At 58.9% G+C, this 24,815-nt stretch carries 22 protein-coding genes; 11 read left to right on the top strand and 11 right to left on the bottom strand.

Features of this window, described 5'->3' with window-relative positions:
• Positions 1 to 85: 85 nt before the first annotated feature.
• A complete protein-coding gene (gene hemL, locus DW56_RS05195; RefSeq protein WP_024552934.1) occupies positions 86 to 1,366 on the top strand; it encodes a glutamate-1-semialdehyde 2,1-aminomutase in 1,281 nt (426 codons plus the stop codon).
• A gap of 85 nt (positions 1,367 to 1,451) precedes the next feature.
• Here hemL and fhuB read toward each other — a convergent pair whose 3' ends face one another.
• The 6 genes from fhuB to hrpB form a co-directional block, all read right to left on the bottom strand.
• Complete coding sequence (gene fhuB, locus DW56_RS05190) at positions 1,452 to 3,437, bottom strand: Fe(3+)-hydroxamate ABC transporter permease FhuB (RefSeq protein WP_024561979.1); 1,986 nt, start codon at positions 3,435 to 3,437, stop codon at positions 1,452 to 1,454.
• Entirely contained in the window at positions 3,434 to 4,327 is an 894-nt protein-coding gene (gene fhuD / locus DW56_RS05185; protein WP_024554329.1) for a Fe(3+)-hydroxamate ABC transporter substrate-binding protein FhuD, read from the bottom strand. Before fhuD ends, fhuB begins: the two co-directional genes overlap by 4 nt.
• Complete coding sequence (fhuC, locus tag DW56_RS05180; protein ID WP_024554328.1) at positions 4,327 to 5,124, bottom strand: Fe3+-hydroxamate ABC transporter ATP-binding protein FhuC; 798 nt, start codon at positions 5,122 to 5,124, stop codon at positions 4,327 to 4,329. The genes fhuD and fhuC overlap by 1 nt, the downstream gene beginning before the upstream one ends.
• A gap of 48 nt (positions 5,125 to 5,172) precedes the next feature.
• Positions 5,173 to 7,395 carry a ferrichrome porin FhuA gene (gene fhuA, locus DW56_RS05175; RefSeq protein ID WP_029589737.1) on the bottom strand — a complete coding sequence of 741 codons (2,223 nt, stop codon included), beginning with the start codon at positions 7,393 to 7,395 and terminating at the stop codon, positions 5,173 to 5,175.
• A 278-nt stretch (positions 7,396 to 7,673) separates the two neighbouring features.
• Positions 7,674 to 10,211: a bifunctional glycosyl transferase/transpeptidase gene (gene mrcB, locus DW56_RS05170; protein WP_024561978.1), complete on the bottom strand. Its 2,538-nt coding sequence runs from the start codon at positions 10,209 to 10,211 to the stop codon at positions 7,674 to 7,676.
• 104 nt (positions 10,212 to 10,315) lie between these two features.
• Positions 10,316 to 12,745 (bottom strand): ATP-dependent helicase HrpB, encoded by a 2,430-nt coding sequence (hrpB, locus tag DW56_RS05165; RefSeq protein ID WP_024555187.1) that lies wholly within the window; start codon positions 12,743 to 12,745, stop codon positions 10,316 to 10,318.
• A gap of 73 nt (positions 12,746 to 12,818) precedes the next feature.
• Between hrpB and thpR the strand changes: the two genes are divergently transcribed.
• From thpR to panD, 9 genes are all read left to right on the top strand, one after another.
• Positions 12,819 to 13,346 carry an RNA 2',3'-cyclic phosphodiesterase gene (thpR, locus tag DW56_RS05160; protein WP_024555188.1) on the top strand — a complete coding sequence of 176 codons (528 nt, stop codon included), beginning with the start codon at positions 12,819 to 12,821 and terminating at the stop codon, positions 13,344 to 13,346.
• A 10-nt stretch (positions 13,347 to 13,356) separates the two neighbouring features.
• A complete protein-coding gene (gene sfsA / locus DW56_RS05155; RefSeq protein ID WP_024555189.1) occupies positions 13,357 to 14,061 on the top strand; it encodes a DNA/RNA nuclease SfsA in 705 nt (234 codons plus the stop codon).
• Positions 14,062 to 14,239: 178 nt separating this feature from the next.
• On the top strand, positions 14,240 to 14,695 hold the full coding sequence (gene dksA, locus DW56_RS05150; RefSeq protein ID WP_024555190.1) for an RNA polymerase-binding protein DksA: 456 nt from the start codon (positions 14,240 to 14,242) through the stop codon (positions 14,693 to 14,695).
• A 73-nt stretch (positions 14,696 to 14,768) separates the two neighbouring features.
• Positions 14,769 to 15,665, top strand: coding sequence for a tRNA glutamyl-Q(34) synthetase GluQRS (gene gluQRS, locus DW56_RS05145; RefSeq protein ID WP_024561977.1), 897 nt, complete (start codon positions 14,769 to 14,771; stop codon positions 15,663 to 15,665).
• A gap of 49 nt (positions 15,666 to 15,714) precedes the next feature.
• Positions 15,715 to 17,112 carry a polynucleotide adenylyltransferase PcnB gene (gene pcnB, locus DW56_RS05140; protein ID WP_071789735.1) on the top strand — a complete coding sequence of 466 codons (1,398 nt, stop codon included), beginning with the start codon at positions 15,715 to 15,717 and terminating at the stop codon, positions 17,110 to 17,112.
• Entirely contained in the window at positions 17,109 to 17,588 is a 480-nt protein-coding gene (gene folK / locus DW56_RS05135) for a 2-amino-4-hydroxy-6-hydroxymethyldihydropteridine diphosphokinase (protein ID WP_024552180.1), read from the top strand. The genes pcnB and folK overlap by 4 nt, the downstream gene beginning before the upstream one ends.
• A gap of 91 nt (positions 17,589 to 17,679) precedes the next feature.
• On the top strand, positions 17,680 to 18,474 hold the full coding sequence (gene panB, locus DW56_RS05130) for a 3-methyl-2-oxobutanoate hydroxymethyltransferase (protein WP_024552179.1): 795 nt from the start codon (positions 17,680 to 17,682) through the stop codon (positions 18,472 to 18,474).
• Between the two features lie 13 nt (positions 18,475 to 18,487).
• Positions 18,488 to 19,342, top strand: coding sequence for a pantoate--beta-alanine ligase (gene panC, locus DW56_RS05125; RefSeq protein WP_024552178.1), 855 nt, complete (start codon positions 18,488 to 18,490; stop codon positions 19,340 to 19,342).
• A 96-nt stretch (positions 19,343 to 19,438) separates the two neighbouring features.
• Positions 19,439 to 19,819 carry an aspartate 1-decarboxylase gene (gene panD / locus DW56_RS05120; protein ID WP_024552177.1) on the top strand — a complete coding sequence of 127 codons (381 nt, stop codon included), beginning with the start codon at positions 19,439 to 19,441 and terminating at the stop codon, positions 19,817 to 19,819.
• Between the two features lie 46 nt (positions 19,820 to 19,865).
• Here the strand turns inward: panD and DW56_RS05115 are convergent, their stop codons facing one another.
• From DW56_RS05115 to DW56_RS05100, 4 genes are all read right to left on the bottom strand, one after another.
• Entirely contained in the window at positions 19,866 to 21,113 is a 1,248-nt protein-coding gene (locus DW56_RS05115; protein ID WP_024552176.1) for a polysaccharide deacetylase family protein, read from the bottom strand.
• Between the two features lie 56 nt (positions 21,114 to 21,169).
• The gene (locus tag DW56_RS05110; protein ID WP_024552175.1) at positions 21,170 to 21,604 is read right to left on the bottom strand and encodes a PTS sugar transporter subunit IIA; all 435 of its coding nucleotides are present in this window, start codon (positions 21,602 to 21,604) and stop codon (positions 21,170 to 21,172) included.
• 105 nt (positions 21,605 to 21,709) lie between these two features.
• A complete protein-coding gene (locus DW56_RS05105; protein WP_024552174.1) occupies positions 21,710 to 22,480 on the bottom strand; it encodes an ABC transporter permease in 771 nt (256 codons plus the stop codon).
• Entirely contained in the window at positions 22,477 to 23,403 is a 927-nt protein-coding gene (locus tag DW56_RS05100) for an ABC transporter ATP-binding protein (RefSeq protein ID WP_024552173.1), read from the bottom strand. Before DW56_RS05100 ends, DW56_RS05105 begins: the two co-directional genes overlap by 4 nt.
• Before the next feature lie 107 nt (positions 23,404 to 23,510).
• On the opposite strand from DW56_RS05100, the gene can reads away from it, so the two are divergent.
• The gene (gene can, locus DW56_RS05095) at positions 23,511 to 24,173 is read left to right on the top strand and encodes a carbonate dehydratase (RefSeq protein ID WP_024552172.1); all 663 of its coding nucleotides are present in this window, start codon (positions 23,511 to 23,513) and stop codon (positions 24,171 to 24,173) included.
• Positions 24,174 to 24,209: 36 nt separating this feature from the next.
• Here the strand turns inward: can and hpt are convergent, their stop codons facing one another.
• Positions 24,210 to 24,746 carry a hypoxanthine phosphoribosyltransferase gene (gene hpt / locus DW56_RS05090; protein ID WP_049293936.1) on the bottom strand — a complete coding sequence of 179 codons (537 nt, stop codon included), beginning with the start codon at positions 24,744 to 24,746 and terminating at the stop codon, positions 24,210 to 24,212.
• Between the last annotated feature and the right edge of the window lie 69 nt (positions 24,747 to 24,815).

The following is a 24,815-nucleotide window of genomic DNA, read 5'->3' as shown; positions in this document are numbered from 1 at the left end:
TTCAATCGGGCAAAACTTTCATAACCTGGACGGGATGACTTAGAATAGCCCGTTATCTCTTTTCCCACGAATCAGGAGCCGATTCATGAGTAAGTCTGAAAACCTCTACGCCGCCGCCCGCGAACTTATTCCCGGCGGCGTTAACTCGCCGGTACGCGCCTTTACCGGCGTGGGCGGCGTCCCGCTGTTTATCGAGCGTGCGGACGGGGCTTACCTGTATGACGCCGACGGCAAAGCCTATATCGACTATGTAGGCTCCTGGGGCCCGATGGTGCTTGGCCATAACCACCCGGCTATCCGCAATGCGGTGATTGAAGCGGCGCAGCGCGGCCTGAGCTTTGGCGCGCCTACCGAGATGGAAGTGAAAATGGCGCAGCTCGTCACCGAGCTGGTGCCGACGATGGATATGGTGCGCATGGTAAACTCCGGCACCGAAGCGACCATGAGCGCCATCCGCCTGGCGCGCGGTTTTACCGGCCGCGACAAAATCATCAAGTTTGAAGGCTGCTACCACGGTCACGCCGATCACCTGCTGGTGAAAGCGGGCTCCGGCGCGCTGACCCTCGGCCAGCCCAATTCGCCTGGCGTACCGGCGGATTTCGCGAAGCACACGCTTACCTGCACTTACAACGATCTTGCCTCCGTACGTGAGGCTTTCGAGCTGTATCCGCAGGATATCGCCTGTATTATCGTCGAGCCGGTGGCAGGCAATATGAACTGTATTCCGCCGCAGCCCGATTTTCTGCCGGGCCTGCGCGCCTTGTGCGATGAGTTCGGCGCGCTGCTGATTATCGATGAAGTCATGACCGGTTTTCGCGTAGCGCTGGCAGGGGCGCAGGCGCATTACCATGTTGAGCCGGACCTCACCTGCCTTGGCAAAATCATCGGCGGCGGCATGCCGGTAGGCGCCTTCGGCGGACGTCGCGAAATTATGCAAGCGCTGGCGCCGACCGGGCCGGTCTACCAGGCGGGCACGCTCTCCGGCAACCCGATTGCCATGGCGGCGGGTTACGCCTGCCTGAGCGAAGTGGCCCAGCCGGGCATACATGCCACCCTGAATGACCTCACGACTCGCCTGGCCGAAGGGCTGCGCGAAGCGGCTTCAGAAGCGGGCATCCCGCTGGTGGTCAACCACGTAGGCGGCATGTTCGGCCTTTTCTTCACCCGCGCGCAAAGCGTAACGTGCTACAAAGATGTGCTCGCCTGCGACGTTGAACGCTTCAAGCGTTTCTTCCATCTGATGCTGGAAGAAGGCGTTTACTTTGCTCCTTCCGCCTTCGAGGCAGGGTTTATGTCTGTCGCCCATAGCGAAGAGGATATCAACAACACCATTGACGCCGCCCGTCGGGTGTTTGCGAAGCTGTAACCTGTCCCGTCGGCCATGAAAAAAGGCGGGGTTATCCCCGCCTTTTTATTTGCCTTCGCGCCGCCTCTCGCGGGCAGCGCTACGCTTACCGGCTTTGCTTCCTCAGCAGATAAACAAAGTACGGCGCGCCGATAAAGGTCGCCAGCAGCCCTGCCGGGATCTGATACGGGAAGAGAATCATGCGCCCGCACCAGTCGGCAAACAGCATCAGCATGCCGCCCAGCAGCGCAGAGATAACCAGCTGCGGCAGCGCACGGCGAAAGCCCATCAGCCGGGTAATGTGCGGCGCCATCAGCCCGACAAAACTCAACGGCCCGATGGTCAACGTGGCGGCGGCGGTCAGCGCGGCGGCAAGCAACAGCAGCACGATGCGCGCTGGCGTCAGCGCCATGCCAACGGCCCGGGCGGTATCGCCGCCGAGCGGGAGAATGGTCAGCCAGCGGCGACAAAACGGCGTTACCGCCAGCAGCACAATCATCACGCCCAGCGAGCGCAGCGCATGTTGCGGCGTCACGCTGTAAGTCGATCCGGAAAGCCAGGTGATAACCTGCGCCATGCGCGGGTCGCCGCTCGCCTGAAGCATCACCAGCATCATGGTAAAAGCGGTGCTCAACGCCATCCCTGCCAGCAGCATACGGTGCGGCGAAAAGCCTCCGCGCCCGGCGGCGATAAGAATCACAAGCAGCGTGCCCGCCGCGCCCAGGCTGCCGGCGGGCAGCAGCCAGGCAAAGGCGTCTACCGGTACGAAGAAGAGCATTAATACCACGCCGAAAGCGGCGCCAGCGCTGATACCCAGCACTTCGGGGCTGGCCATCGGGTTGCCGGTGAGGCGCTGGATAATGCAACCCGCCACCGCCAGCATGGCGCCGGCGCTGAGCGCCGCCAGCACCCGCGGCCAGCGCCACGGCATCATCTCATTGAACAACGCGCCGCTGGCCCATTGCCATCCCTGCGCGTCGCGGCCCAGACAAAGCGCCGCCGCCAGCATTGCCAACAGCAGCAGCAATCCCGCCACGGCCCAGCGCAGAAGATGCTGACGCTCAGGCGGCACGCTGTCGCCCGCGCTCATGTCCGGCGCGCTCATGGTGCGCAACCGCGGCAGCAGCCAGAGCAGCAGCGGCGCGCCAATCAGCGCCGTCACCATGCCGGTGGAGATCTCCATCCAGACGCGGGTCAGCCAGACGATAAACTGATCGGAAAGCCAGAGGATCAGCGCGCCGATCAACGGCGCCAGCACGAGACGCGCAAGCAGACGCCGGGCGCCAAGCATTTTGGCAAGCAACGGCGCGAACAGCCCGATAAAGCCGATAATCCCGACGGCATTCACCAGCAAGGCGCTGATAACTATCGCAAGCGTCAGCGCCGCCAGCCGCGCCAGTGAAAGCGCCAGCCCGAGGTTGCGCGCCACGCCGTCATCCAGCCCCATCAGGGTCAGCGGACGCAGCAGCAAAAGCGTCAGCATCACGCCGCCCAACAGCTGCGGCCACAGGCGGTTAACGATGCTCCAGTCAGTCTGGTTCAGCGCGCCGCTGCTCCAGAGGAACATACTTTGCAGCTGGTCGTGGTTGAAAATCACCAGCAGCTGGTTTACCGCGCCGCAGTAAAGGCTGACGACCAGGCCCGCAAGAATAAGCGTGACCGGCGAAAGGCGTTTGCCCCACGCCACGCCGAAGACCAGCAGGCCGACGGCGCAGGCGCCTGCCAGCGCGGCGAACTGCATGGTGAAAACGCCGCCCGGCAGCGACCAGAGCGTGACGACCGTGATGCCAAGCTGCGCGCCCGTCGAAACGCCAAGCGTGGTCGGCTCCGCCAGCGGGTTGCGCAGCACCTGCTGGAACAGCACGCCCACCAGCCCAAGCCCTGCCCCGACCAGCAGCGAAACCGCAAGACGCGGCAGCGCGCTGTAGTGGAACAGCATCTGGTTAAGGGCGTTTACGTCGGGCTGCCAGAGCGCCTGTCGCCATTCGCCGCGCGGCAGTTGCGTAGTCAGGTTAAACCACGTCAGCGTAAGGGCGGCGACAAAAAGCGCGGCGAGCAAAAGCGCAGGGAAAAGCGCGTAGCGTGTTTTCATGCCCGGCCTCCCAGCGCGTTATCCAGGATACGGCAAAAACGCATGGTGGATATCGTCGCGCCGTAAAACCAGACCGCAGGCACGCGCTGAAAGCGTTGCTGGCGGATAAACGGCATCGCCTGCCACAGCGGCGTGGCGGCTATCTGTCGCATCAGCGTGTCGTCGCCATGTTCAAAGCAGAGCACATCGGCGTCTTTAACCGCGGCAAGCTGCTCTATTCCCACCACCGCGCTGCCCCAGAAGTTGGTTTCGCCCGTCCAGCCGTTGCGCATGCCCAGCACATTCATCGCCTGCTGGAACAGGCTGTTTTGTCCAATCAGCAGCACATGGCGAGCATCTATCAGCGTCATCAGCACCACGGGACGATCGCCACGCGCGGCGAAGCGCGGCTTCATTTCTTGCAGGAAACGATCAAACTTCGCCAGATGATCGCGGGCCGCCTGCTCGCGGTCGATCCGCTGCGCCAGCTGCATTAACGATTTGCGCGCCATTTCCAGCGGGGCTTTGCCATCGGTAAAGGCGATGCCAATTCCCGGCGCGATCCGCGAAAGCTGTTCCTGCGAAGGACCGTAGCCGGAAGACCAGATAAGCAAAGTGGGTTTGATGGCGGTCAGCAGCTCCATATTCGGTTCGGTGCGCAAACCGACATCAATCACAGACGCGGGCAGCGGCGGGTCATTGACCCACAGCGTGTAGTTGGGAATATCGGCCACCGCATAAGGTGTGACGCCGAGCGCCAGCAGTTGCTCCACCGGCAGCCACTCCAGCGCCACAACGCGTCTGGTCACAGGCTCCGCCGCCCGGGCCTTTTGCATGCGCCAGAGCAGCGGTGAAAGCGCCATCGCCGTCAGCACCTGGCGACGGCGGAAAGAGAAGTTGAAATCGCGCATCAGTAAACGAAGCTCACCGGCGCCAGACCCGCCGGATGGGGCAGAATGCCCATCGGAATGCCATAGATTTGCTCCAGGTTTTCCCCGGTCATCAGCGTTTCGGGGCTGCCTTCGGCAATCATTTCGCCGCCGCGCAGCGCCACTAAGTGGTCGCAGTAGCGCGCCGCCATATTGATATCGTGCAGCACCGCGATAACGGTCAGGCCGCGCTGCTGGCTTAAGCGATGAATCAGCGCCAGCACCTCCACCTGGTGGGCGATATCCAGCGCCGACGTCGGCTCGTCAAGCAGCAGGCAGCGGCTGTTTTGCGCCACCAGCATCGCTATCCATGCGCGCTGACGCTCACCGCCGGAAAGGCTGTCCACCAGCCGGTGCGCCAGCGGCTTAAGGCCAACCAGCCCTATCGCCTCTTCCACCTTTTCCCTGTCGTTAATGCCAAAGCGGCCAAGCGCGCCGTGCCATGGGTAGCGGCCAATCGCCACTAACTCGCGCACCGTCATTCCTTCAGCGGCGGGCAATTGCTGCGGCAGATAAGCGACTTCACGGGCAAACGCTTTGCTGCCCCAGTTTTCGAGCGGCTGGCCGCCCAGCAAAATCTCCCCTTCTGAAGGCGGCTGATGTCGGCCCAGCATTTTTAACAGCGTGGATTTGCCAGAACCGTTATGGCCGATTAAGCCAGTCACTTTGCCAGCGGGAAAGGTCAGGGAGAGCGGGTGAAGCAGCGTGCGGCCTGGCACACGAAAAGCGACTTGCTTGAGGGAAAAGGTGGTATCGGGATACGTCTGTTTATCCTGCATAGTAGCCAACTTGTAAAAAGGGCACGGCGAACCGTGCCCGAAAACGGATCAGAAGCGGAATGTTGCGGTGGCGGTAACCTGACGCTCCGCGCCCCAGAAGCAGCCGTAGGTCTGGAAGCAGCTGGAGACATACTCACGGTCGAGCAGGTTGTTTACGTTGACCGCAACACTGGAGCCAGCAAGGCCAAAGCGCGCGAGGTCATATTTCACCACAGCATCCATTACCGCGGCACTACCAACTTTGAAGGTGTTCGCCGGGTCGCCGTAGCTGGAGCCGATAAAGCGACCGCCGGTACCGATGGTCAGGCCGGAGAGCGGGCCGTCGTTGAAGGTGTAATCGCCCCACAAAGACCCCATATTGCGCGGCACCTGCTCAACGGCATTGCCTTTGAGGTTAGTGTCTTTGGTGTATTCCGCGTCGATATAGGTATAAGAAGCCGTGAGGTTGATATTGGCGTTAACGGCGGCTTTGGCTTCCAGCTCAACGCTGCGGGAGCGTACTTCGCCTGACGGCACCTGCAACGTTGCGTCGTCTGGGCTTGTGGTCAGCGTATTGGTTTTGGTCAACTGATAAACCGCGCCGGTGATGACGATCGGCATATCTTTCGGCACATACTTAACGCCCGCTTCATATTGCTCGCCTTTTGAGGGCGCGAACGCCATGCGCGGCTCGCTGTAGAGATCAAACGCGTTAGGCTCGAAGGACTGGCTGTAGCTGACGTAAGGCGTAATGCCATTATCGAACAGGTAGTTTACGCCGCCGCGCCAGGTGAACTGATGATCGTTACGTTCGATAGAACCGCCGTCGGCGCGTACCGTCGTGCCCTGCTGAGACCAGTCGTAACGGCCGCCCAGCGTAAAGACCCACTTGTCCCACTCAGCCTGATCCTGAACATAAATACCGGTCTGTTTGGTTTCGTTAAGCTGATACGGCACGGCATCATCAAAAGCGAAGTTTTCCAGCGTCTGCGGATTATAAAGATCCACAACAGGCGCGGTACCAAACGTCGCGTTGATATCGTTACGCATACGCATGAAGTCCACACCAGTCAGTAAAGTGTGGTCCACTTCGCCCGTCGCAAATTTGCTTTGCAGCTGCGTGTCTACGCTGAAATTCTGCAAGCGCTCATTATCCACAACCGTGCCGCGACCTAAGTAGTGATCGCGTTCGCCAGCAGGAACATCCTGGCAAGGGGCGTTGAAGGTATTCGTGGTGCAAATGCCCGTACCATAAACGCTTTTCTGCGCGGTTTTCATTTCGACAAAGCGCAGGTTCTGACGCACGGTGAACGTGTCGTTAAAGCCGTGCTCGAAGCTGTAGCCCACCATCTTCTCGTTGCGGGAATAGGTGTTATTGCTTGCGCCTTCGTTGAAGTCGCTGCCGATACGTTTACCGTTCGGCAACCGCTGTACGGTGCCCTCTTTCGGCAACCAGCCGTAATAGCCGGTTTCCGGCTCGTTCTGGAAGTAGGAAAGGAAGGTGAAGTTGGTTTTGTCGTCCGGACGCCAGGTAAAGGATGGCGCAATCGCGTAACGCTGACGCTCCGCCCCTTTCTGCTGCTCATCGCTTGAATGCGCAAGGCCGGTCAGACGGTATGAAAACTCGCCGTTATCATCCAGCGAATCGCTGAAATCAAAACCGGTTTGATACAGGTTGTCGGTGCCGACCTGGAATTGAATTTCGTGCAGCGGCTCGGTGGTTGGGCGTTTGCTGACCATCGAAATAATGCCGCCGGGGTTACTCTTACCGTAAAGCACGGAAACCGGGCCGCGCATCAGCTCAACGCGCTCCAGGAAGTAAGGGTCGACAACCGCGTCGTTATAAAAGTTACCCTGAAGCTTCAGGCCGTCCAGATAGTTGTTCTGGCTCAGACCCACAGAAGTAAAGCCGCGGATGCTGACAAAGTCATAGGTATTAGAGGCGCCGCGATTGCTGACGACCACGCCTGGCGTATAGCCCAGCGCTTCTTTTACCGAAGCAGGCTGGCGAATTTCCATCTCTTCGCTGGTCACCACTGAAACAGACTGCGGCGTCTTTTCAATCGGCGTATCGGTTTTTGTCGCTGTCGCGGTGCGTTTGGCGGCGATAGTCGGCGCCGGACCCCATGCGCTTTCCTGCGGCGCGGCGGCGCTGACGGTGATCGTATCTTCTTTTTTCGCCGTTTCGGCTGCGGTGGCGGAAACGGCAATGCTGCCAGTTGCCGCGGCAATCAGCACGGCCAGCTTGCGCAGCCGGGCATGGGTGGGCTGAATGGTGTTAGAACGCGCCATTATATTTTCTCTGAGTGAAAGTAACGAATGATAACGTAAACGAGAATTATTATTATGAACGCAAGATAATATGCGAAACGCTGTTTATATAGCAAGCGCCAGACGGCCCGCAGATCGCTAAGGGAATAGTAATTAACCAGCGAAAGAGTAAGGCGTTAAAGGGTCGCTAAAGAAGGGTTATCCGGGCGTAATAAGGAAGATAAAAAAACGCGGCGTAACAGGTTTCCCTCTTACGCCGCGTTGGCTGTTCACGCCGCTGAACGCGTCAGCGCGAAACGTTAGTTACTGCCGAACATGTCCTTGATCCAGCCCGCGACGCCGTCGCTTTTCTCTTGCTGCTGCGGCGCCTGCTGTTGCTGAGGCTGCTGCTGTTGCGGCTGCGTCGGCGCCGACTGCTCAAACGGGTTTTCCGCAGGCGGCGGCGCGCTCAGCTGGCAAAGCGAATCCGGGTTGGTGGTCCATACCGGCAGCGTGCGGACACCGCCGCCGCACTGGAAGTAGCCCATGTCATCCACGCCCATATCGACAATATCTTCCGGCTGCGTCAGCTCCAGCGGCACCGGCGACTGGTTGCTCAGGTAGCGCTGGTAAATCGCCATCGCGCCGCTGGCGCCGTAGAGTTTGGTCGGCTGGTTATTATCGCGGCCCACCCAGGTGATCACCACTTCACGCCCGTCGATGCCTGCAAACCAGGTGTCGACGTTGTTGTTGGTAGTGCCGGTTTTCCCTGCCAGATGCAGTTTCGGGAATTTTGCCGCCAGCGCCCGGCCCGTGCCGCGCTGCACTACCTGCTGCATGGTGTAGAGCGTCAGGTAAGCGGCCTGGGCAGGCACTGCGCGCTCCGCCTGCGGGAAGCTCTGGAACAACGCCGTGCCGTCTTCAGCGATAACCGAGCGGAGCACCGACAGCGAGGCGCGGTTGCCGCCGCTGGCGATGGTCTGGAACGCCTGCGCCACTTCCACCGGCGTCAGGTTAAGCGCGCCAAGCAGCATCGCCGGTACCGGATGCAGCTGCTCTTTCGGCACGCCAAGCTTCGTCCAGGTCTCGGTAACGGCTGGCAGCCCCAGCGCCATGCCAAGGTTAACCGTCGGCACGTTCATGGAACGGGCCAGCGCATCTACCAGCATCACCTGACCGCTGTAGCGGTGGTCATCGTTCTGCGGCGACCAGACCTGGCCGTTCGGCTGGCGCAGCGAAATCGGCGCGTCGGCAATCCAGGTATTAAGGCGATACTGGTTCGGCTGGCTTAACGCGGTAAGGTAAGTCGCCGGTTTCGCCAGCGAGCCGATCGAGCGGCGCGCCTGCATGGCGCGGTTATAGCCCGCAAACTGCGGGTTCGCTCCGCCCACCATGGCGCGCACTTCGCCGGTGGTTTTATCCACCACCACCATCGCGGTTTCGAGATCTTTCAGCTTGCGCTGTTTAATCAGCGCTGGAATGCCTTCCGTTACCGCTTTTTCCGCCGCGTCCTGGGCAACCGAGTCAAAGGTGGTGAAGATCTTCACGCCGGAGAGATCTTTAACTTTATCGCCCAGCTTGCTTTGCAGTTCCTGGCGCACCATCTGCATGAACGCAGGCTGCGGCGAAATCACCCCGCCGCGCGGCTGCACGCCCAGCGGACGCGCGCTCAGCATGTCATACAGCTCCTGGTCGATGACCTGCTGCTCCTGCAACAGACGCAGCACGAGGTTACGACGCTCCAGCGCAAGCTTCGGATTACGCCATGGGTTATAGAGGGAAGCCCCTTTCACCATCCCCACCAGCAAGGCCTGCTGATCAAGACTCAGCTCTTCCACCGGGCGACCAAAATAGTAAAGGCTCGCCAGCGGGAAGCCGCGGATCTGGTCGTCGCCGCTCTGGCCGAGATAAACCTCGTTCAGATAAAGCTCCAGGATGCGGTCTTTGCTGTAGCGCGCATCCATGATGAGCGCCATGTAAGCCTCGTTAGCCTTACGCCACAGGGTGCGCTTGTTGGTCAGGAAGAGGTTTTTCACCAGCTGCTGGGTCAGCGTACTGCCGCCCTGCACTGCCCGCCCCGCCGTCAGGTTCGCCACTACCGCGCGACCGATGGAGTAAACGCTAATGCCGTCGTGCTCGTAAAAATGCCGGTCCTCGGTGGCGATAAGCGTATCCACCAGCAGATCCGGGAAGCCGGTACGCGGCACAAACAGGCGCTGCTCGCCATTCGGCGAAGAGAGCATGGTGATAAGCCGCGGGTCGAGGCGGAAGAAGCCGAACTGGCGGCCGCTGTCCATGTTCTCGATAGACTCCAGGCGATCGCCGCTAAAGGTCAGGCGCGCGCGCACCTGCCCCTCTTTGCTGTCCGGGAAGTCGAACGGGCGGCGGATCATCTCAATGCTGTTAGCCTGCACGGTAAACTCGCCGGGACGGGTCATTTTCGTCACCTGGCGATACTGCGTGGCTTCCAGCAGTTTGATCATCTCTTGCTTGCTGTAGAGCGAATCGGGCTCAAGGTTGACCATGCGGCCGTAAACGGCGGCTGGCAGCTGCCAGACTTTACCGTCGATGCGGCTGCGGATCTTCTGGTCGAGGTAGACGCCATAGGCGACCATCACCACCACCAGAACGAGGAACAGCTTTACCAACAGCCACAGCCAGCGGCGTTTTTTGGCTGGCTTGCGTCCATTGCCGCCGCCGCCGTTGCCTCTGCCCTTCGCCTTTCTCGGCGCTGGCTCTTCATCCTCATATTCGTCGTCATACTCCTCTTCCCTGAGCCGACGACGGCTCACTTTCTCTTTTACCGGACGCGCTGGTCTGCCCTTGCGTCCGATAGGTTCGCGGTCATTCCCCGCCATGCTTTTTCTCCGCAGATAATTCAGGCGCAAGGGCCTGATTCTTGTTTCTTCCGCACCCGTGCGAAAGAAGAAAGCTCTCAATTCAAAGGCGACGCCCCGCTGCGCTACGAATATTTTTTCGTGCGGCGCGTGGGTTGCGCGTTAGCCGGATCGTCCGGCCAGACATGTTTCGGGTAGCGTCCCTTCATCTCTTTTTGTACTTCCCGGTACGCGCCGCGCCAGAAGGCGGCCAGATCGCGGGTGATTTGCAACGGCCGCTGGGCGGGCGAAAGCAGCTCCAGCGTCAGCGGCACGCGCCCTTCCGCTATCACCGGCGTTGCGGCTTCGCCAAACATTTCCTGCATCCGCACCGCCAGCGCGGGCGGATTGTCGGCATCGTAACGAATGGCTATCCGGCTTCCGGTCGGCACAGTGTAATGAGTTGGCAATGCACTATCCAGCCGTTGGCGCAATGACCACTCCAGCAGATGGTTCAGCGCCGCCGCAAGGTTCAGGTTTTTCAGCGCCCGCAACGAATGCACGCCGTTTAACTCTGGCAGCAGCCATTTCTCAAGCGTCGCCAGCAGCGCCTCGTCATCGACCGCAGGCCACGGATGCTCCGGCAGCCAGCGGGCGGCGCAGGCCAGGCGCAGGCGAAGCTGTTCGGCTTCCGGCGTCCAGTTAAGCACCGAAAGTCCTTTTTCGCGAATCCCGTTAAGCATTGCCCGGTGAAGCTCCTCTTCGGAAGGCTTCGACAGCGGCTGCGTTTTCACCACCAGTTGCCCAAGCCGCCAGCGGCGAAACGCCTTCAGCGTGCCCTGGGCTTCGTCCCACTCTACGGAGTCGCTCTGCTGCAACAGGTGCGGATAGTCCGCGATAAGCGCATCAAGATCCAGCGGCAGCGCCAGTAAAATACGCGCGTCCGGCGTGTTGCTGCCCTGCAATAACAGCGGCGCGATAAGCCATTCGTAGTGGGAAAGCGCGTCATCCTGATCCAGCATCGCGCCCATGCCGTTGGCAAGCTGATAACGCCCGTCCAGACCGCGACGCCTGGCGATACGATCGCCAAACGCCTGCGCCAGCAGCCCGGCGGCAAGCGAAATATCGCTTCTGCCGCCAGAGGATTTTAGTCGCTTGAGCAATTGGCCGCTTCGCGCCTGCCAGTTGCCCTGGCTGCGGGAAAAGGCGCTGCGCAGGTCGCTCTCGCGGCCGCGCGGCGGCTCCTCCAGCAGCGCCGCCAGGCGGGCGGCGGTGGCCTGTTCGTCAGCATTGTTGGCGGCAACCAGCATCGCGGCAAGACGCGGATCGTTGCCGAGCTGCGCCATCTGCCGCCCGCGCGCCGTCAGCGTGCCGTTTTCCAGCGCGCCGAGCTGGCTTAACAGCGCCCGCGCCGCCTGAAGGTTAACGGCGGGCGGCTTGTCAAGCCAGCTAAGCTCGCCGATATCCCGACAGCCCCATTGCAGCAGCTCCAGCAGCAGGCCGCTGAGATCGCTTTGCAGGATCTCCGGCTCTGCTTGCGCCGCCGCGCGTTCCGCCTGTTCCTTGCCGACAAGATGCAGGCAGATGCCGGGCTCCAGTCGTCCGGCGCGGCCTGCGCGTTGGGTCATGGAAGCCTGGCTGACTCGCTGCGTCACCAGGCGGGTTAAGCCGGTGCGGGCGTCGAAGCGCGCCACGCGCTCCTGGGCGCTGTCCACCACCAGCCGGATGCCTTCAATCGTCAGGCTGGTTTCGGCGATATTGGTCGCCAGCACCACTTTGCGAAACCCCGACGGCGCCGGCAGTATCGCTTTACGCTGTTCGCTAAGGGAGAGCGCGCCGTAAAGCGGGCAAAGCATGACGTCGGAGGCCACGCGTTCGGCAAGCTGCTCCTGCACCCGCTGAATTTCGCCGACGCCTGGCAGAAAGAGCAACAGCGAACCTGGCTCCTCGCGCAGCAAGCCGCTGACCGCCTGCGCCACCGCGTCGTCAAAACGCTGATGGGCGCTGAGCCCATGGTAACGGCGCTCGACCGGAAAGGCGCGCCCTTGTGAAACCACCACCGGCGCTTGCGGCAATAACGTTTGCAGCCGCTCATTATCCAGCGTCGCCGACATAATCAGCAGCTTAAGATCGTCGCGCAGCCCTTGCTGCACATCCAGCAGCAGCGCCAGCGCGAGATCCGCCTGGAGGCTTCGCTCATGAAATTCGTCCAGGATCACCAGCGAAATGCCCGAAAGCTCCGGGTCGCGCTGAATAAGCCGGGTAAGAATGCCTTCCGTCACCACTTCCAGACGGGTATTCGGCCCTACACAGGTTTCCGCGCGCATGCGATAGCCCACCGTTTCGCCGCAGGCTTCGCCAAGGAGTTCGGCGAGCCGCTGCGCCACGTTGCGCGCCGCCAGCCTGCGCGGCTCCAGCAGCAGAATGCGCCCGGATAACTCGCCCTGTTGCAGTATTTGCAGCGGCAGCCAGGTCGATTTTCCGGCGCCGGTAGGCGCGATAAGCAGGGTCTGCGGGGCGTGTTGCAGGGCGGTAAGAAGTTCAGGCAATACGGCGGCGACCGGCAATGACGACACAAAAGGCTCCAGCGGGTTAACATAATGAGGAGAGCATTGTAGCATCTCGCCTCTTCATTCACCGAGTCACGCTATGCCACAGTCAAAACGCCTGTTTTTCGCGCTGGAGCTTCCCAAAGCCGTTCAGCAACGCATTGTGCGCTGGCGCGCCGAACAGTTTCCTTACGAAGCGGGCCGCCCGATAGCGGCTGCTAATCTGCATATCACCCTCGCATTCCTGGGCGAGGTGAGCGAGGAGAAGCAGCGGATACTGGCCGCGCAGGCGAGCCGTATCACGCAGCCGGGTTTTACGCTTTGCCTCGACGACGCTGGCCACTGGCCGCGCTCGCGGGTCGTCTGGCTTGGCCCGCGCCAGGCGCCGCGCGGGTTGCTGCAACTGGCCAACCTGCTGCGCGCCCAGGCCGCGCGCAGCGGTTGCGCGCAGTCGCCACAGCCCTTTCATCCGCATGTCACATTACTGCGTAACGCTCAGCCCCGGGTTGCGCTGCCGCCGCCGGGCTTTGGCTGGGAATTTCCTGTCGAAGACTTCGTGCTGTATGAGTCGCTGTTTGACCAGGGACGTACGCGTTACAGGCCAGTCGATCGCTGGCAGCTTAAATAAAGGAAGCGACATGGAATTTACCCCTGCCCTGCAATCCGCCACGCTGATTAAGCGTTACAAACGTTTTCTGGCGGATGTGGTGACGCCGCAAGGCGAAACGCTGACGCTGCATTGCCCTAATACCGGCGCGATGACCGGCTGCGCCACGCCTGGCGACACCGTGTGGTACTCCACTTCGTCGAACCTGACGAGAAAATATCCACATACATGGGAATTGACCGAAACCCAAACCGGTTCGCTTATCTGCGTTAATACTCTACGGGCCAACGCGCTGGTGAAGGAAGCGCTGGCGGAAAACCGGCTGCCGGAACTGGCCGGGTATACCTCGCTTCAGAGCGAGGTAAAGTATGGCGCGGAGCGCAGCCGCATCGACTTTATGTTGCAGGCGGATTACAGGGTTAACTGCTATATTGAGGTGAAATCCGTAACGCTATCGGAACCGGGATCGGGCTACTTTCCTGACGCGGTAACGGTACGGGGACAGAAGCATTTACGGGAGCTTATGAGCGTGGCGGCTGGCGGCGAACGCGCCGTTTTGTTATTTGCCGTGCTGCACTCGGCCATCGATCAGGTCGCTCCCGCGCGCCATATCGACCCTCATTACGCCGGGCTTCTGGAAGAAGCGCAGCGCAAGGGGGTGGAGATTATGGCGTGGAAGGCTTCGCTTTCGGCAGCCGCGATGACGTTAACGTCGCCGTTAGCGGTTAACTTATAAACTTTTGATAAAAAATGTCGTTTAACTGTTCGGGTCGCGTATGCGAATACGCTTTTCCTCACAGGGTTGTCAAGTGTAACGTTTAGATAATTGCTATCCGGAAAAGCTTCTGCTATTTATAGCGGCCTGATTTTTCCCCCGACAAGGGGATCGATAGTGCGTGTTAAGGAGAAGCAACATGCAAGAAGGGCAAAACCGTAAAACATCGTCCCTGAGTATTCTCGCCATCGCTGGGGTGGAGCCGTATCAAGAGAAACCGGGCGAAGAGTATATGAACGAAGCCCAGCTGACGCACTTCAAGCAGATTCTTGAAGCGTGGCGTAATCAACTCAGGGATGAAGTCGATCGCACCGTTACGCATATGCAGGACGAAGCTGCTAACTTCCCTGATCCGGTAGACAGAGCCGCTCAGGAAGAGGAATTCAGCCTCGAACTGCGCAACCGTGACCGCGAGCGCAAGCTGATCAAAAAGATCGAAAAAACCCTGAAAAAAGTGGAAGACGAAGATTTCGGTTACTGCGAATCCTGCGGTGTGGAAATCGGCATTCGTCGCCTGGAAGCGCGTCCGACAGCCGATCTGTGCATCGACTGCAAAACGCTGGCGGAAATCCGCGAAAAACAGATGGCTGGCTAACAGCTTACGGTTATCTGAACTGATCACTGGCGGGAGACTCTCCCGCCTTGTTTTTTTCTGTCTTATGTAAATCATGTCTGCGCAACCCTATATCGGCCGTTTCGCCCCTTCGCCTTCCGGCGAACTCCATTTTGGCTCGCTTATCGCCGCGCTTGGCAGCTACCTGCAAGCCCGCTCGCAGCAGGGTCGCTGGCTGGTGCGCATTGAAGATATCGATCCGCCCCGCGAAGTGCCCGGCGCCGCGCAGACAATTTTGCGCCAGCTGGAACATTACGGCCTGCACTGGGACGGCGACGTGCTTTACCAGTCGGCGCGCCATGAGGCTTATCGCGAAGCGCTGGCGTTTTTGCGCGAACGGGGGCTTAGCTATTACTGCACCTGCCCCCGCAGCCGCATTCAGCACATCGGCGGCATTTATGACGGCCACTGCCGTACGCTGCATCACGGCCCGGAAAATGCCGCCACGCGCCTGATACAGCATCACCCGGTGCTGGCATTTGACGACCGTCTGCGAGGGCGTATCACCGCTAACGCGGCGCTGGCGCGGGAAGATTTTATTATTCATCGCCGCGACGGGCTTTTTGCCTATAACCTGGCGGTGGTGGTGGACGATCATTTCCAGGGCGTAACGGAAATCGTACGGGGCGCCGATCTTATCGAACCCACGGTGCGGCAAATTTCGCTCTATCAACAGTTTGGCTGGCCGGTGCCGGACTATGTGCATCTGCCGCTGGCGCTTAACGACCAGGGCAATAAATTGTCGAAGCAAAACCATGCGCCAGCGCTGAGCCATGGCGACCCGCGTCCGGTTTTGCTGGCGGCGTTACGTTTCCTGAATCAACCGGTCACGCAAGGCATGGAGACGCTCAGTCTTGAGGCTTTGCTTAGCGAAGCGGTGCGAAACTGGACGCTGTCGACGGTCCCTGCGGCGGCGGCGGTGAATCCGGCATTCTCAAACGCGCCGCACTGAGCTATATTAGCCGCTGTTTTTTGTCCAGAGTCTCACTACGAGGTGTACTATTTTTACCCGAGTCGCTAATTTTTGCCGCAAGGTGTTAAACCGCGAGGAGAGCGTGGTTGAAGAGGCCGCCGTGCAACCAGCCATGACGACTATCCCGCGTGAACAGCACGCTATTTCCCGCAAAGATATCAGTGAAAATGCCCTCAAGGTGCTCTACCGTCTGAATAAGGCAGGCTATGAAGCCTACCTCGTCGGCGGCGGCGTGCGCGATCTGCTGCTTGGCAAAAAACCAAAAGATTTTGACGTCACGACCAACGCCACGCCCGATCAGGTACGTAAACTGTTTCGTAACTGCCGGCTGGTAGGACGCCGTTTCCGCCTCGCCCACGTTATGTTCGGGCCGGAAATCATTGAAGTCGCCACCTTCCGCGGCCATCACGAAGAGAGCCAGAGCGACCGCGCTATTTCTCAGCGCGGCCAGAACGGCATGCTGCTGCGCGATAATATCTTCGGCTCGATTGAAGAAGACGCCCAGCGCCGTGATTTCACCATCAACAGCCTTTATTACAGCGTGGCCGATTTCACGGTGCGCGATTATGTAGGCGGCCTGCGCGACTTACAGGAAGGCGTTATTCGCCTGATTGGCGACCCGGAGACGCGCTATCGCGAAGACCCGGTGCGCATGCTGCGCGCGGTGCGCTTCGCCGCCAAGCTCAATATGCGCATCAGCGCTGAAACCGCCGAACCTATCCCGCGCCTCGCCACGCTGTTAAACGATGTGCCGCCAGCGCGTCTGTTCGAAGAGTCGCTGAAGCTGCTTCAGGCGGGCTATGGGTTCGACACCTACAAGCTGCTTTGCGAATATAACCTGTTCCAGCCGCTCTTCCCGGTTATCAATCGCTTCTTTACCGAGCAGGGCGACAGCCCGATGGAGCGCATCATCGCTCAGGTGCTGAAGAACACCGATAACCGCATTCATAACGATATGCGCGTTAACCCGGCATTTTTGTTCGCCGCGATGTTCTGGTATCCGCAGCTCGAAACGGCGCAAAAAATCGCCCAGGAGAGCGGGCTTGCCTACTATGACGCCTTCGCGCTGGCGATGAACGACGTGCTGGACGAAGCCTGCCGCTCGCTCGCCATTCCAAAACGCATCACCACGCTGGTTCGCGATATCTGGCAATTGCAGCTGCGTCTGTCGCGCCGCCAGGGCAAACGCGCGTGGAAGCTGATGGAGCATCCGAAATTCCGCGCCGCTTACGATCTGCTGGCGCTGCGCGCCGAAGCGGAAAGCAATGCCGAACTGCAACGTCTCTCCCGCTGGTGGGGCGAGTTCCAGTCCGCCGCGCCGCCGCTGCAAAAAGATATGCTTAACGATTTGGGCGATGAGCCGGAAGCGCGCCGCCGCAACCGCCGTCCCCGCCGTCGCGCGCCGCGCCGCGAAGGCAATGCATGACCGTCGCTTATATTGCGATAGGCAGCAACCTGGCGTCGCCGCTCGATCAGGTCAACGCGGCGATAGCCGCGCTGGCCGCCATACCTCAGACCCGGTTGCTGACGCACTCTTCTTTTTACCGCACTCCCCCGCTCGGTCCGCAGGACCAGCCGGACTACCTGAACGCCGCCGTAGCGCTGGAAACCACCCTCGCCCCTGAAACGCTGCTCGACCATACGCAGCGCATTGAGCTTGAACAGGGCCGCGAGCGCAAAGCCGAACGCTGGGGGCCACGCACGCTCGATCTCGACATCATGCTGTTTGGCAATGAAGTCATAAATACGCCGCGCCTGACCGTTCCTCATTACGACATGAAGAACCGCGCTTTTATGCTGCTGCCGTTGAGCGAGATTGCCCCTTCGCTGCGTTTCCCGGACAACGTTCCGCTGGCGGACGTTCTTGCCACGCTCGATAAAACAGGCATTTCCTCCTGGTAACGCCCCTTTAAAAACCGTAACAAAAGTGTGGCTATCTACCCTTCTGGCAATGGATTACACTACGCTTCATTTTCATGATTTCGGGATTGTTATGAAACCGACAACCATCTCCCAGCTGCGCCGCTGGAAACAGGAAAAAACCCGCTTCGCCACCATCACCGCCTACGACTACAGCTTTGCGAAGCTGTTTGCCGAAGAAGGCATCGGCGTGATGCTGGTGGGCGATTCGCTGGGCATGACCGTCCAGGGCCATGACTCTACGCTGCCGGTCACCGTTGACGAGATTGCCTATCACACCCGCGCGGTACGCCGCGGCGCGCCGCACTGTTTGCTGCTGGCCGACCTGCCATTTATGGCTTACGCCACGCCGGAGCAGGCGTTTGAAAACGCTGCCGCCGTGATGCGCGCAGGCGCCAATATGGTGAAGATTGAAGGCGGTCGCTGGCTTGCCGAAACGGTGCGCATGCTTACCGAGCGCGCCGTACCGGTTTGCGGCCACCTGGGGCTAACGCCGCAGTCCGTGAACATTTTCGGCGGCTACAAAGTCCAGGGCCGCGACGAGGCCGCCGCTCAGACGCTGCTGGACGATGCGCTGGCGCTGGAAGCCGCAGGAGCGCAATTGCTGGTGCTGGAGTGCGTGCCGGTTGAACTTGCAAAACGCGTGACCGAAGCGCTGTCCATTCCGGTTATCGGCATTGGCGCAGGCAACGTGACCGACGGACAAATTCTGGTGATGCACGACGCTTTCGGCATCACCGGCGGACACATCCCTAAGTTTGCGAAAAACTTTCTCGCGCAGGCGGGCGATATGCGCGCCGCAGTGCGCCAGTATATTGCTGAAGTGACGTCCGGCGTTTACCCGGGCGAAGAACACAGTTTCCACTGACAGGAGTACGGTTGTGCTGATTATTGAAACCTTACCGCTGCTGCGCCAGCATATTCGCCGTTTTCGTATGGAAGGCAAGCGCGTGGCGCTGGTGCCGACCATGGGCAACCTGCATGACGGCCATATGAAGCTGGTGGACGAAGCGAAAGCCCGCGCCGATGTGGTAGTGGTCAGTATTTTCGTCAACCCCATGCAGTTTGACCGCGCAGACGATCTGGCGCGCTATCCGCGCACCTTGCAGGAAGATTGCGAGAAGCTGAACCGCCGCGGCGCAACGCTGGTCTTCGCGCCGACGCCGGAAGAAGTTTACCCCAAAGGCATGGGCGACCAGACCTTCGTTGAGGTGCCGGGCATCTCCTCCATGCTGGAAGGCGCCAGCCGGCCGGGTCATTTTCGCGGTGTTTCCACCGTCGTCAGCAAACTGTTTAACCTGGTGCAGCCGGATATCGCCTGCTTTGGCGAGAAGGACTATCAGCAGCTGGCGCTGATCCGCAAAATGGTGGCGGACATGGGCTATGACATCGACATTGTCGGCGTGCCGACGGTGCGCGCTAAGGATGGCCTGGCGCTGAGCTCGCGCAACGGCTACCTCACCAGCGACCAGCGCAAAATCGCGCCCGGTCTTAGCAAGGTGATGAACGCCATGGCGGAAAAACTGCGCGCGGGCGAGCGTGATCTGGAAGAGATGCTGGCCGTTGCGGCGCAGGAGCTGAGCGAGAAAGGCTTTCGCCCGGACGACCTGCAAATTCGCGACGCCGACACGCTGCTGCCGCTAACCGGGAACAGCCAGCGCGCGGTTATTTTGATGGCGGCGTGGCTTGGCCAGGCGCGGTTAATCGACAATCAGACGGTCGAATTAACCCAGTAGACAGAGGGTATAAAACGGGCAATACTGCCCGGGATAAATTCCTGGTGCGGCGCTGAACGCCGCGCTGATATGGTTCTGGTAAACAAGGTTCAATTTATGATTCGCACAATGCTGCAAGGCAAGCTGCATCGCGTCAAAGTGACTCAGGCGGACTTGCATTACGAAGGCTCCTGCGCCATTGACCAGGATTTCCTTGAAGCGGCGGGTATTCTGGAATATGAAGCCATTGATATCTATAACGTAACCAATGGCAAACGTTTCTCCACCTATGCCATCGCCGGCGAACGCGGTTCGAAGATCATCTCCGTGAACGGCGCTGCGGCGCACTGCGCGGATGTGGGCGATATCCTGATCATCGCAAGCTACGTCACTATGTCAGACGCCGAAGCGCGCGCCTGGCAGCCGAAAGTCGCCTATTTCGAAGGCGACAACGAAATGAAGCGCAAGGCGAAAGCCGTGCCGGTTCAGGTTGCCTGAGCCTCTTCCAGGCCCTCTTCACGAGGGCCTTGTTGTTTTTACTGTCTTATCCCTGCGCCTGGTTTGTAACGATTTTCGCCATCGTCTCCAGCGAGTCCGTTCTCAGAATATAGAGCCGTTTAAGCAGAAACGGGTTATCGCCCGGCTTCACTTTCCCTTTCACCGTCGTTACGGCCATATGAAAACCGGCGTCGTTAGCTGCCTTTACCGCCTTCTCGTCATAGCCGCCGAAAGGATATGACAGATAAAGCACATGCGGGTTGAACTGCGCCAGCGCGCGGCGCGAGCGTTCGAAATCAAACAGCACGTTGTGGTAGCTGCGGCTTAGCAAAACGGGGTGATGCAAGGCATCGGTGCGGTGCAGAAAATGGGTATGGGATTGAACATCAAACACATCGGCAATCTGCCGAAGTTCTGAGACGCTCATAAACTGCAACGATTTCGGATCCCAGCGCTGCGGGTGACGCTTAATACGTGACGAGATAATAAAAGCCGTGGCCCTGAAGCCGTACTGTTTCAGCACCGGGTATGCGTAGCGGCTGACCGATTTCAACCCGTCATCAAAAGTAATGACCACGGCGCGGGCAGGCAGGTTAAGGCGGTTTCGCACATAGCCTTCCAGTTGATACATCGACAGCGTGGCGTAGCCTGTATCACGCAGCCACGTCATCTGGTTGCTGAAAGCGCGCACCGACGTGGTGGTGGAAGTATGGCGAAAACGGGTGTTTTCTTCGTCGCGCAGAATATGGTGATAGGTCAGAACCGGAATGCCGTTATCCTCCTGCGCTTCAAGCGCGCTGACATAGCCCAGCCGGTTGCCGATGCGCACCTGATACCAGGTCTGGTTCAGACGGTCTTTGAGCTTGCCGATAACCGGATAGCGCAGGTTTTCCGCCAGTGTGCCAAATGGCGTGCTGCGGCTGTCTGGCGCGTTATAAACCGTGACATCCTGCCAGGTAAGAAGGTTCTGGTTGCTGAGCGGCTTATTCAGATCGCCCAGCCGGTCCTGCACCCGCTGCTTGCCCTGCACCGGCTCCAGATGCGCTTTGTCGATAAACCCGGTGCCAAAGCCGAAGCGAAACTCATAATAGTCAGCCGCTATGGGCGAGACAGCGATGATCTGCCCCTCTTCTATCGTGCCTACGGAGATAACCTTATTCCCCACCTGCGCCCAGATATCGGCATCCTGCGTGGTTTGCATATATTGCGGTGGCGTGGGCTTACCGACAAACGGGCCCGCATAAACGGCGCCTGGCAGCAACAGCAACAGGCTGAACAGAAGACGAATTAACATGACGAGAGGCTAAGATTAAGTGTTGCGAGAGCCGGTGAGTTTATCAAACCCACCGGCTAACCATGCGAGTGTTTGAGCACAAACGGCGGATTTTTTTGCTGCTGGTGCCAGAGGCTGCTGACGCTTTCGCCGCCCTGCGCCACGACAGCAAGGCGAAACGCCTCGCTTGACAGCGTGTCACGCCATGCCACGGCGGCGCGCAGCAGCTCTGGCGTTACGCCTGAGATCACTTCGCAGTTTTCATGCTTATGGCTTAAGAGCGCGGCGATGCGATAAGGCGTGCCGCCCGTCTCCTCAGTAAAGAAGATGACGCCTTCGCCGCTATCGGTCTCGTGCAGCGCGTCGCAGAGCATGCGGCTTAACATGTTGGCGCTGAGTCCTTCCTGCACATTTACCGCCCGGCACTGCGCCAGGCTGCCGACGTTTTCTTCCAGCGCATCCTGCATCTCCTGCGCCGCGTAGCCGCGACAGACGATGACCCACCCTAACATAGCGTTTCTCCTTATTTCAGGCGGGCAGTTTACCGCAGGGAGAAATAACGGGCCTGATATCCATCAACAGAAAGAAAAAAGCCCTCCGCAACGGGAGGGCTTTTATCAGGTGCGCAGACCGCGTCCGCGGCTAATCAAATACCAGCACAGCAGATAGAAGACAACGATGAAGGCCACCAGCACCGCAACGGTAAAGAGCAGAGGCACATCGCTGATACCGAGAAAACCGAAGCGGAAGCCGCTAATCATGTAGACGATAGGGTTCAGATGCGACAGCGCCTGCCAGAACGGCGGCAGCAGCGTCAGCGAATAAAAAACCCCGCCAAGGTAGGTAAGCGGCGTCAGCACGAAGGTCGGGATCAGGCTGATGTCGTCAAAGGTTTTGGCGAACACCGCGTTCAGCAAGCCAGCGAGCGAGAAAAGCACGGCGGTCAGCAGCAGCGTTAGCCCCACGAACAGCCAGGAGTGCACCTGAAACGGCACAAAGAACAGCGACACCGCCGTCACCAGAACGCCGACGCAGAGGCCGCGCGCCACGCCGCCGCCCACATAGCCTGCGATGATCACATGCGTCGGCACCGGCGCCACCAGCAGTTCTTCAATATTGCGCTGGAATTTCGCGCTGAAGAATGACGAGGCGACGTTGGCGTAAGCGTTGGTGATCACCGCCATCATAATCAACCCCGGTACGATGAACTGCATATAGGTAAAGCCATGCATTTCGCCGATGCGCGAGCCAATCAGGTTGCCGAAAATAATAAAATAAAGCGTCATGGTGATGACCGGCGGCACTAACGTTTGCACCCAGATACGGGTAAAACGGTGGATCTCTTTCGCCCAAATGCTTTTCAGCGCCACCCAGTAAAGCTGCATCATGCCTGGTCTCCTTGTTTTTCATTTACCAGCGTGACAAACAGCTCTTCGAGACGGTTGGCTTTGTTACGCATGCTTAATACCTGAATACCCTGCGCCGTCAGTTGGTTAAAGACGCTATTAATGCCCTGCTCGCGCAGCACTTCCACTTCCAGCGTGGAGGTGTCCACCAGCCGGTACTGATAGCCATCAAGCATCGGCAGCGGGCTTTTGGAGGCCAGATCGAGAATAAACGTTTCTGATTTCAGCTTGGCTAACAGCGACTTCATCGAGGTGTTTTCCACCAGTTCGCCGCGCTGGATGATGCCGATATTGCGGCACAGCATCTCCGCTTCTTCCAGATAGTGCGTGGTGAGAATAATGGTGGTGCCTTTGTCGTTGAGATCTTTCAGGAACCCCCACATAGAGCGACGAAGCTCGATATCAACGCCCGCCGTTGGCTCATCAAGAATAAGCAGTTTCGGCTCGTGCATCAGCGCACGCGCGATCATCAAACGCCGCTTCATGCCGCCGGAAAGCATGCGCGCACGTTCGTTGCGTTTTTCCCACAGATCGAGCTGTTTCAGATACTTTTCGCTGCGTGCAACAGCCTCGCGGCGATCGACGCCATAATACCCCGCCTGGTTGACCACAATCTGCTGCACCGTCTCGAAGGGGTTAAAGTTAAACTCCTGCGGCACAAGGCCGAGCTGGCGTTTGGCGTTAACCACGTCACGTTCAAGGTCGTAGCCAAACACCCGCACGCGCCCGGAGGTTTTATTCACCAGCGAACTGATAATGCCGATAGTGGTGGATTTGCCCGCGCCATTCGGGCCAAGCAGCGCGTAAAAATCTCCCGCTTCCACTTTTAAATCAATGCCTCGCAGCGCCTGCACGCCGCCGGCGTAGGTTTTCTTTAATTGCTCCAGTTCCAGTGCTATTGTCATGGATATTCGGTTACCTTATTTCTCACAAAAGTTGTGTGGTTTAAAAAAATTTTGAGTTGCCCTATATTAACCCAACGCAATTCTTCGGTTACAGGCCGTTAACCTTTATGAAAGATATCGACGCACTAATTAGCAATAACGTCCAGTGGTCCAAAATGCTGGTGGAAGAGGATCCGGGCTTTTTCGAACGACTGGCGAAGGCGCAGAAACCGCGCTTCCTGTGGATTGGCTGTTCTGACAGCCGCGTGCCTGCCGAGCGCCTTACGGGGCTTGAGCCGGGTGAGATTTTTGTTCACCGCAACGTCGCCAACCTGGTTATCCATACCGACCTTAACTGCCTTTCTGTTGTCCAGTATGCGGTTGATGTGCTTGAAGTGGAACACATCATCATCTGCGGCCACTACGGCTGCGGCGGCGTACAGGCAGCGGTGGAAAACCCGGAGCTGGGGCTTATCAATAACTGGCTGCTGCACATCCGCGACATCTGGTTTAAACATAGCTCACTGCTTGGCGAAATCCCGCAGGAGAAACGCCTCGACGCCCTGTGCGAACTGAACGTGATGGAGCAGGTTTATAACCTGGGCCACTCCACCATTATGCAGTCCGCCTGGAAACGCGGCCAGAAAGTGACGATTCACGGCTGGGCTTACGGTATTCACGACGGCCTGCTGCGCGACCTGCAAGTCACCGCGACTAACCGCGAAACGCTGGAACAGCGCTATCGCAACGGCATTTGCAATATTCAGCAAACGCACAATATTCATAAATAAAAAAAGGGGCTTCGGCCCCTTTTTTATGCCCGCCTGTTATTCGTCAAGCGGCACCACTTTGCCGATGTAAGGCAGATGGCGATAGCGCTGGGCGTAGTCGATGCCATACCCCACCACAAACTCGTCGGGAATCGAAAAGCCAACATACTCTACGTTGACGTCCACTTCACGGCGCGTGGGTTTATCCAGCAGCGTGCAGATGGCAAGCGACTTCGGCTCACGCAGGCTTAAAATTTCGCGCACTTTCGAAAGCGTATTGCCGGAGTCGATAATATCTTCGACGATCAGCACATCTTTACCGCGAATGTCTTCATCCAGATCTTTGAGGATTTTTACGTCGCGCGTTGTTGACATGCCGCTGCCGTAGCTCGAAGCAGTCATAAAATCGACTTCGTGAGAAACCTGCACTTCACGGCAAAGATCTGCCATAAACATGAACGAGCCGCGCAGTAAACCGACCAGCACCATATCGCTGCCGCTGTCTTTATAACGCTCGGTTATTTCACGCCCCAGCTCTGCCACGCGCGCTTTAATTTCCGCTTCGGGGATCATTACTTCTACAGTGTGTTTCATATCTATAACCATCTGATTTAAAAATGAAATCATCAAACGGCAGCGTTTCGTTCGCCAGCGCTTATTGAT

Source organism: Franconibacter helveticus LMG 23732 (assembly GCF_000463115.2).
Taxonomy (GTDB): domain Bacteria; phylum Pseudomonadota; class Gammaproteobacteria; order Enterobacterales; family Enterobacteriaceae; genus Franconibacter; species Franconibacter helveticus.
This window is presented reverse-complemented; position numbering and strand designations above follow the sequence as displayed.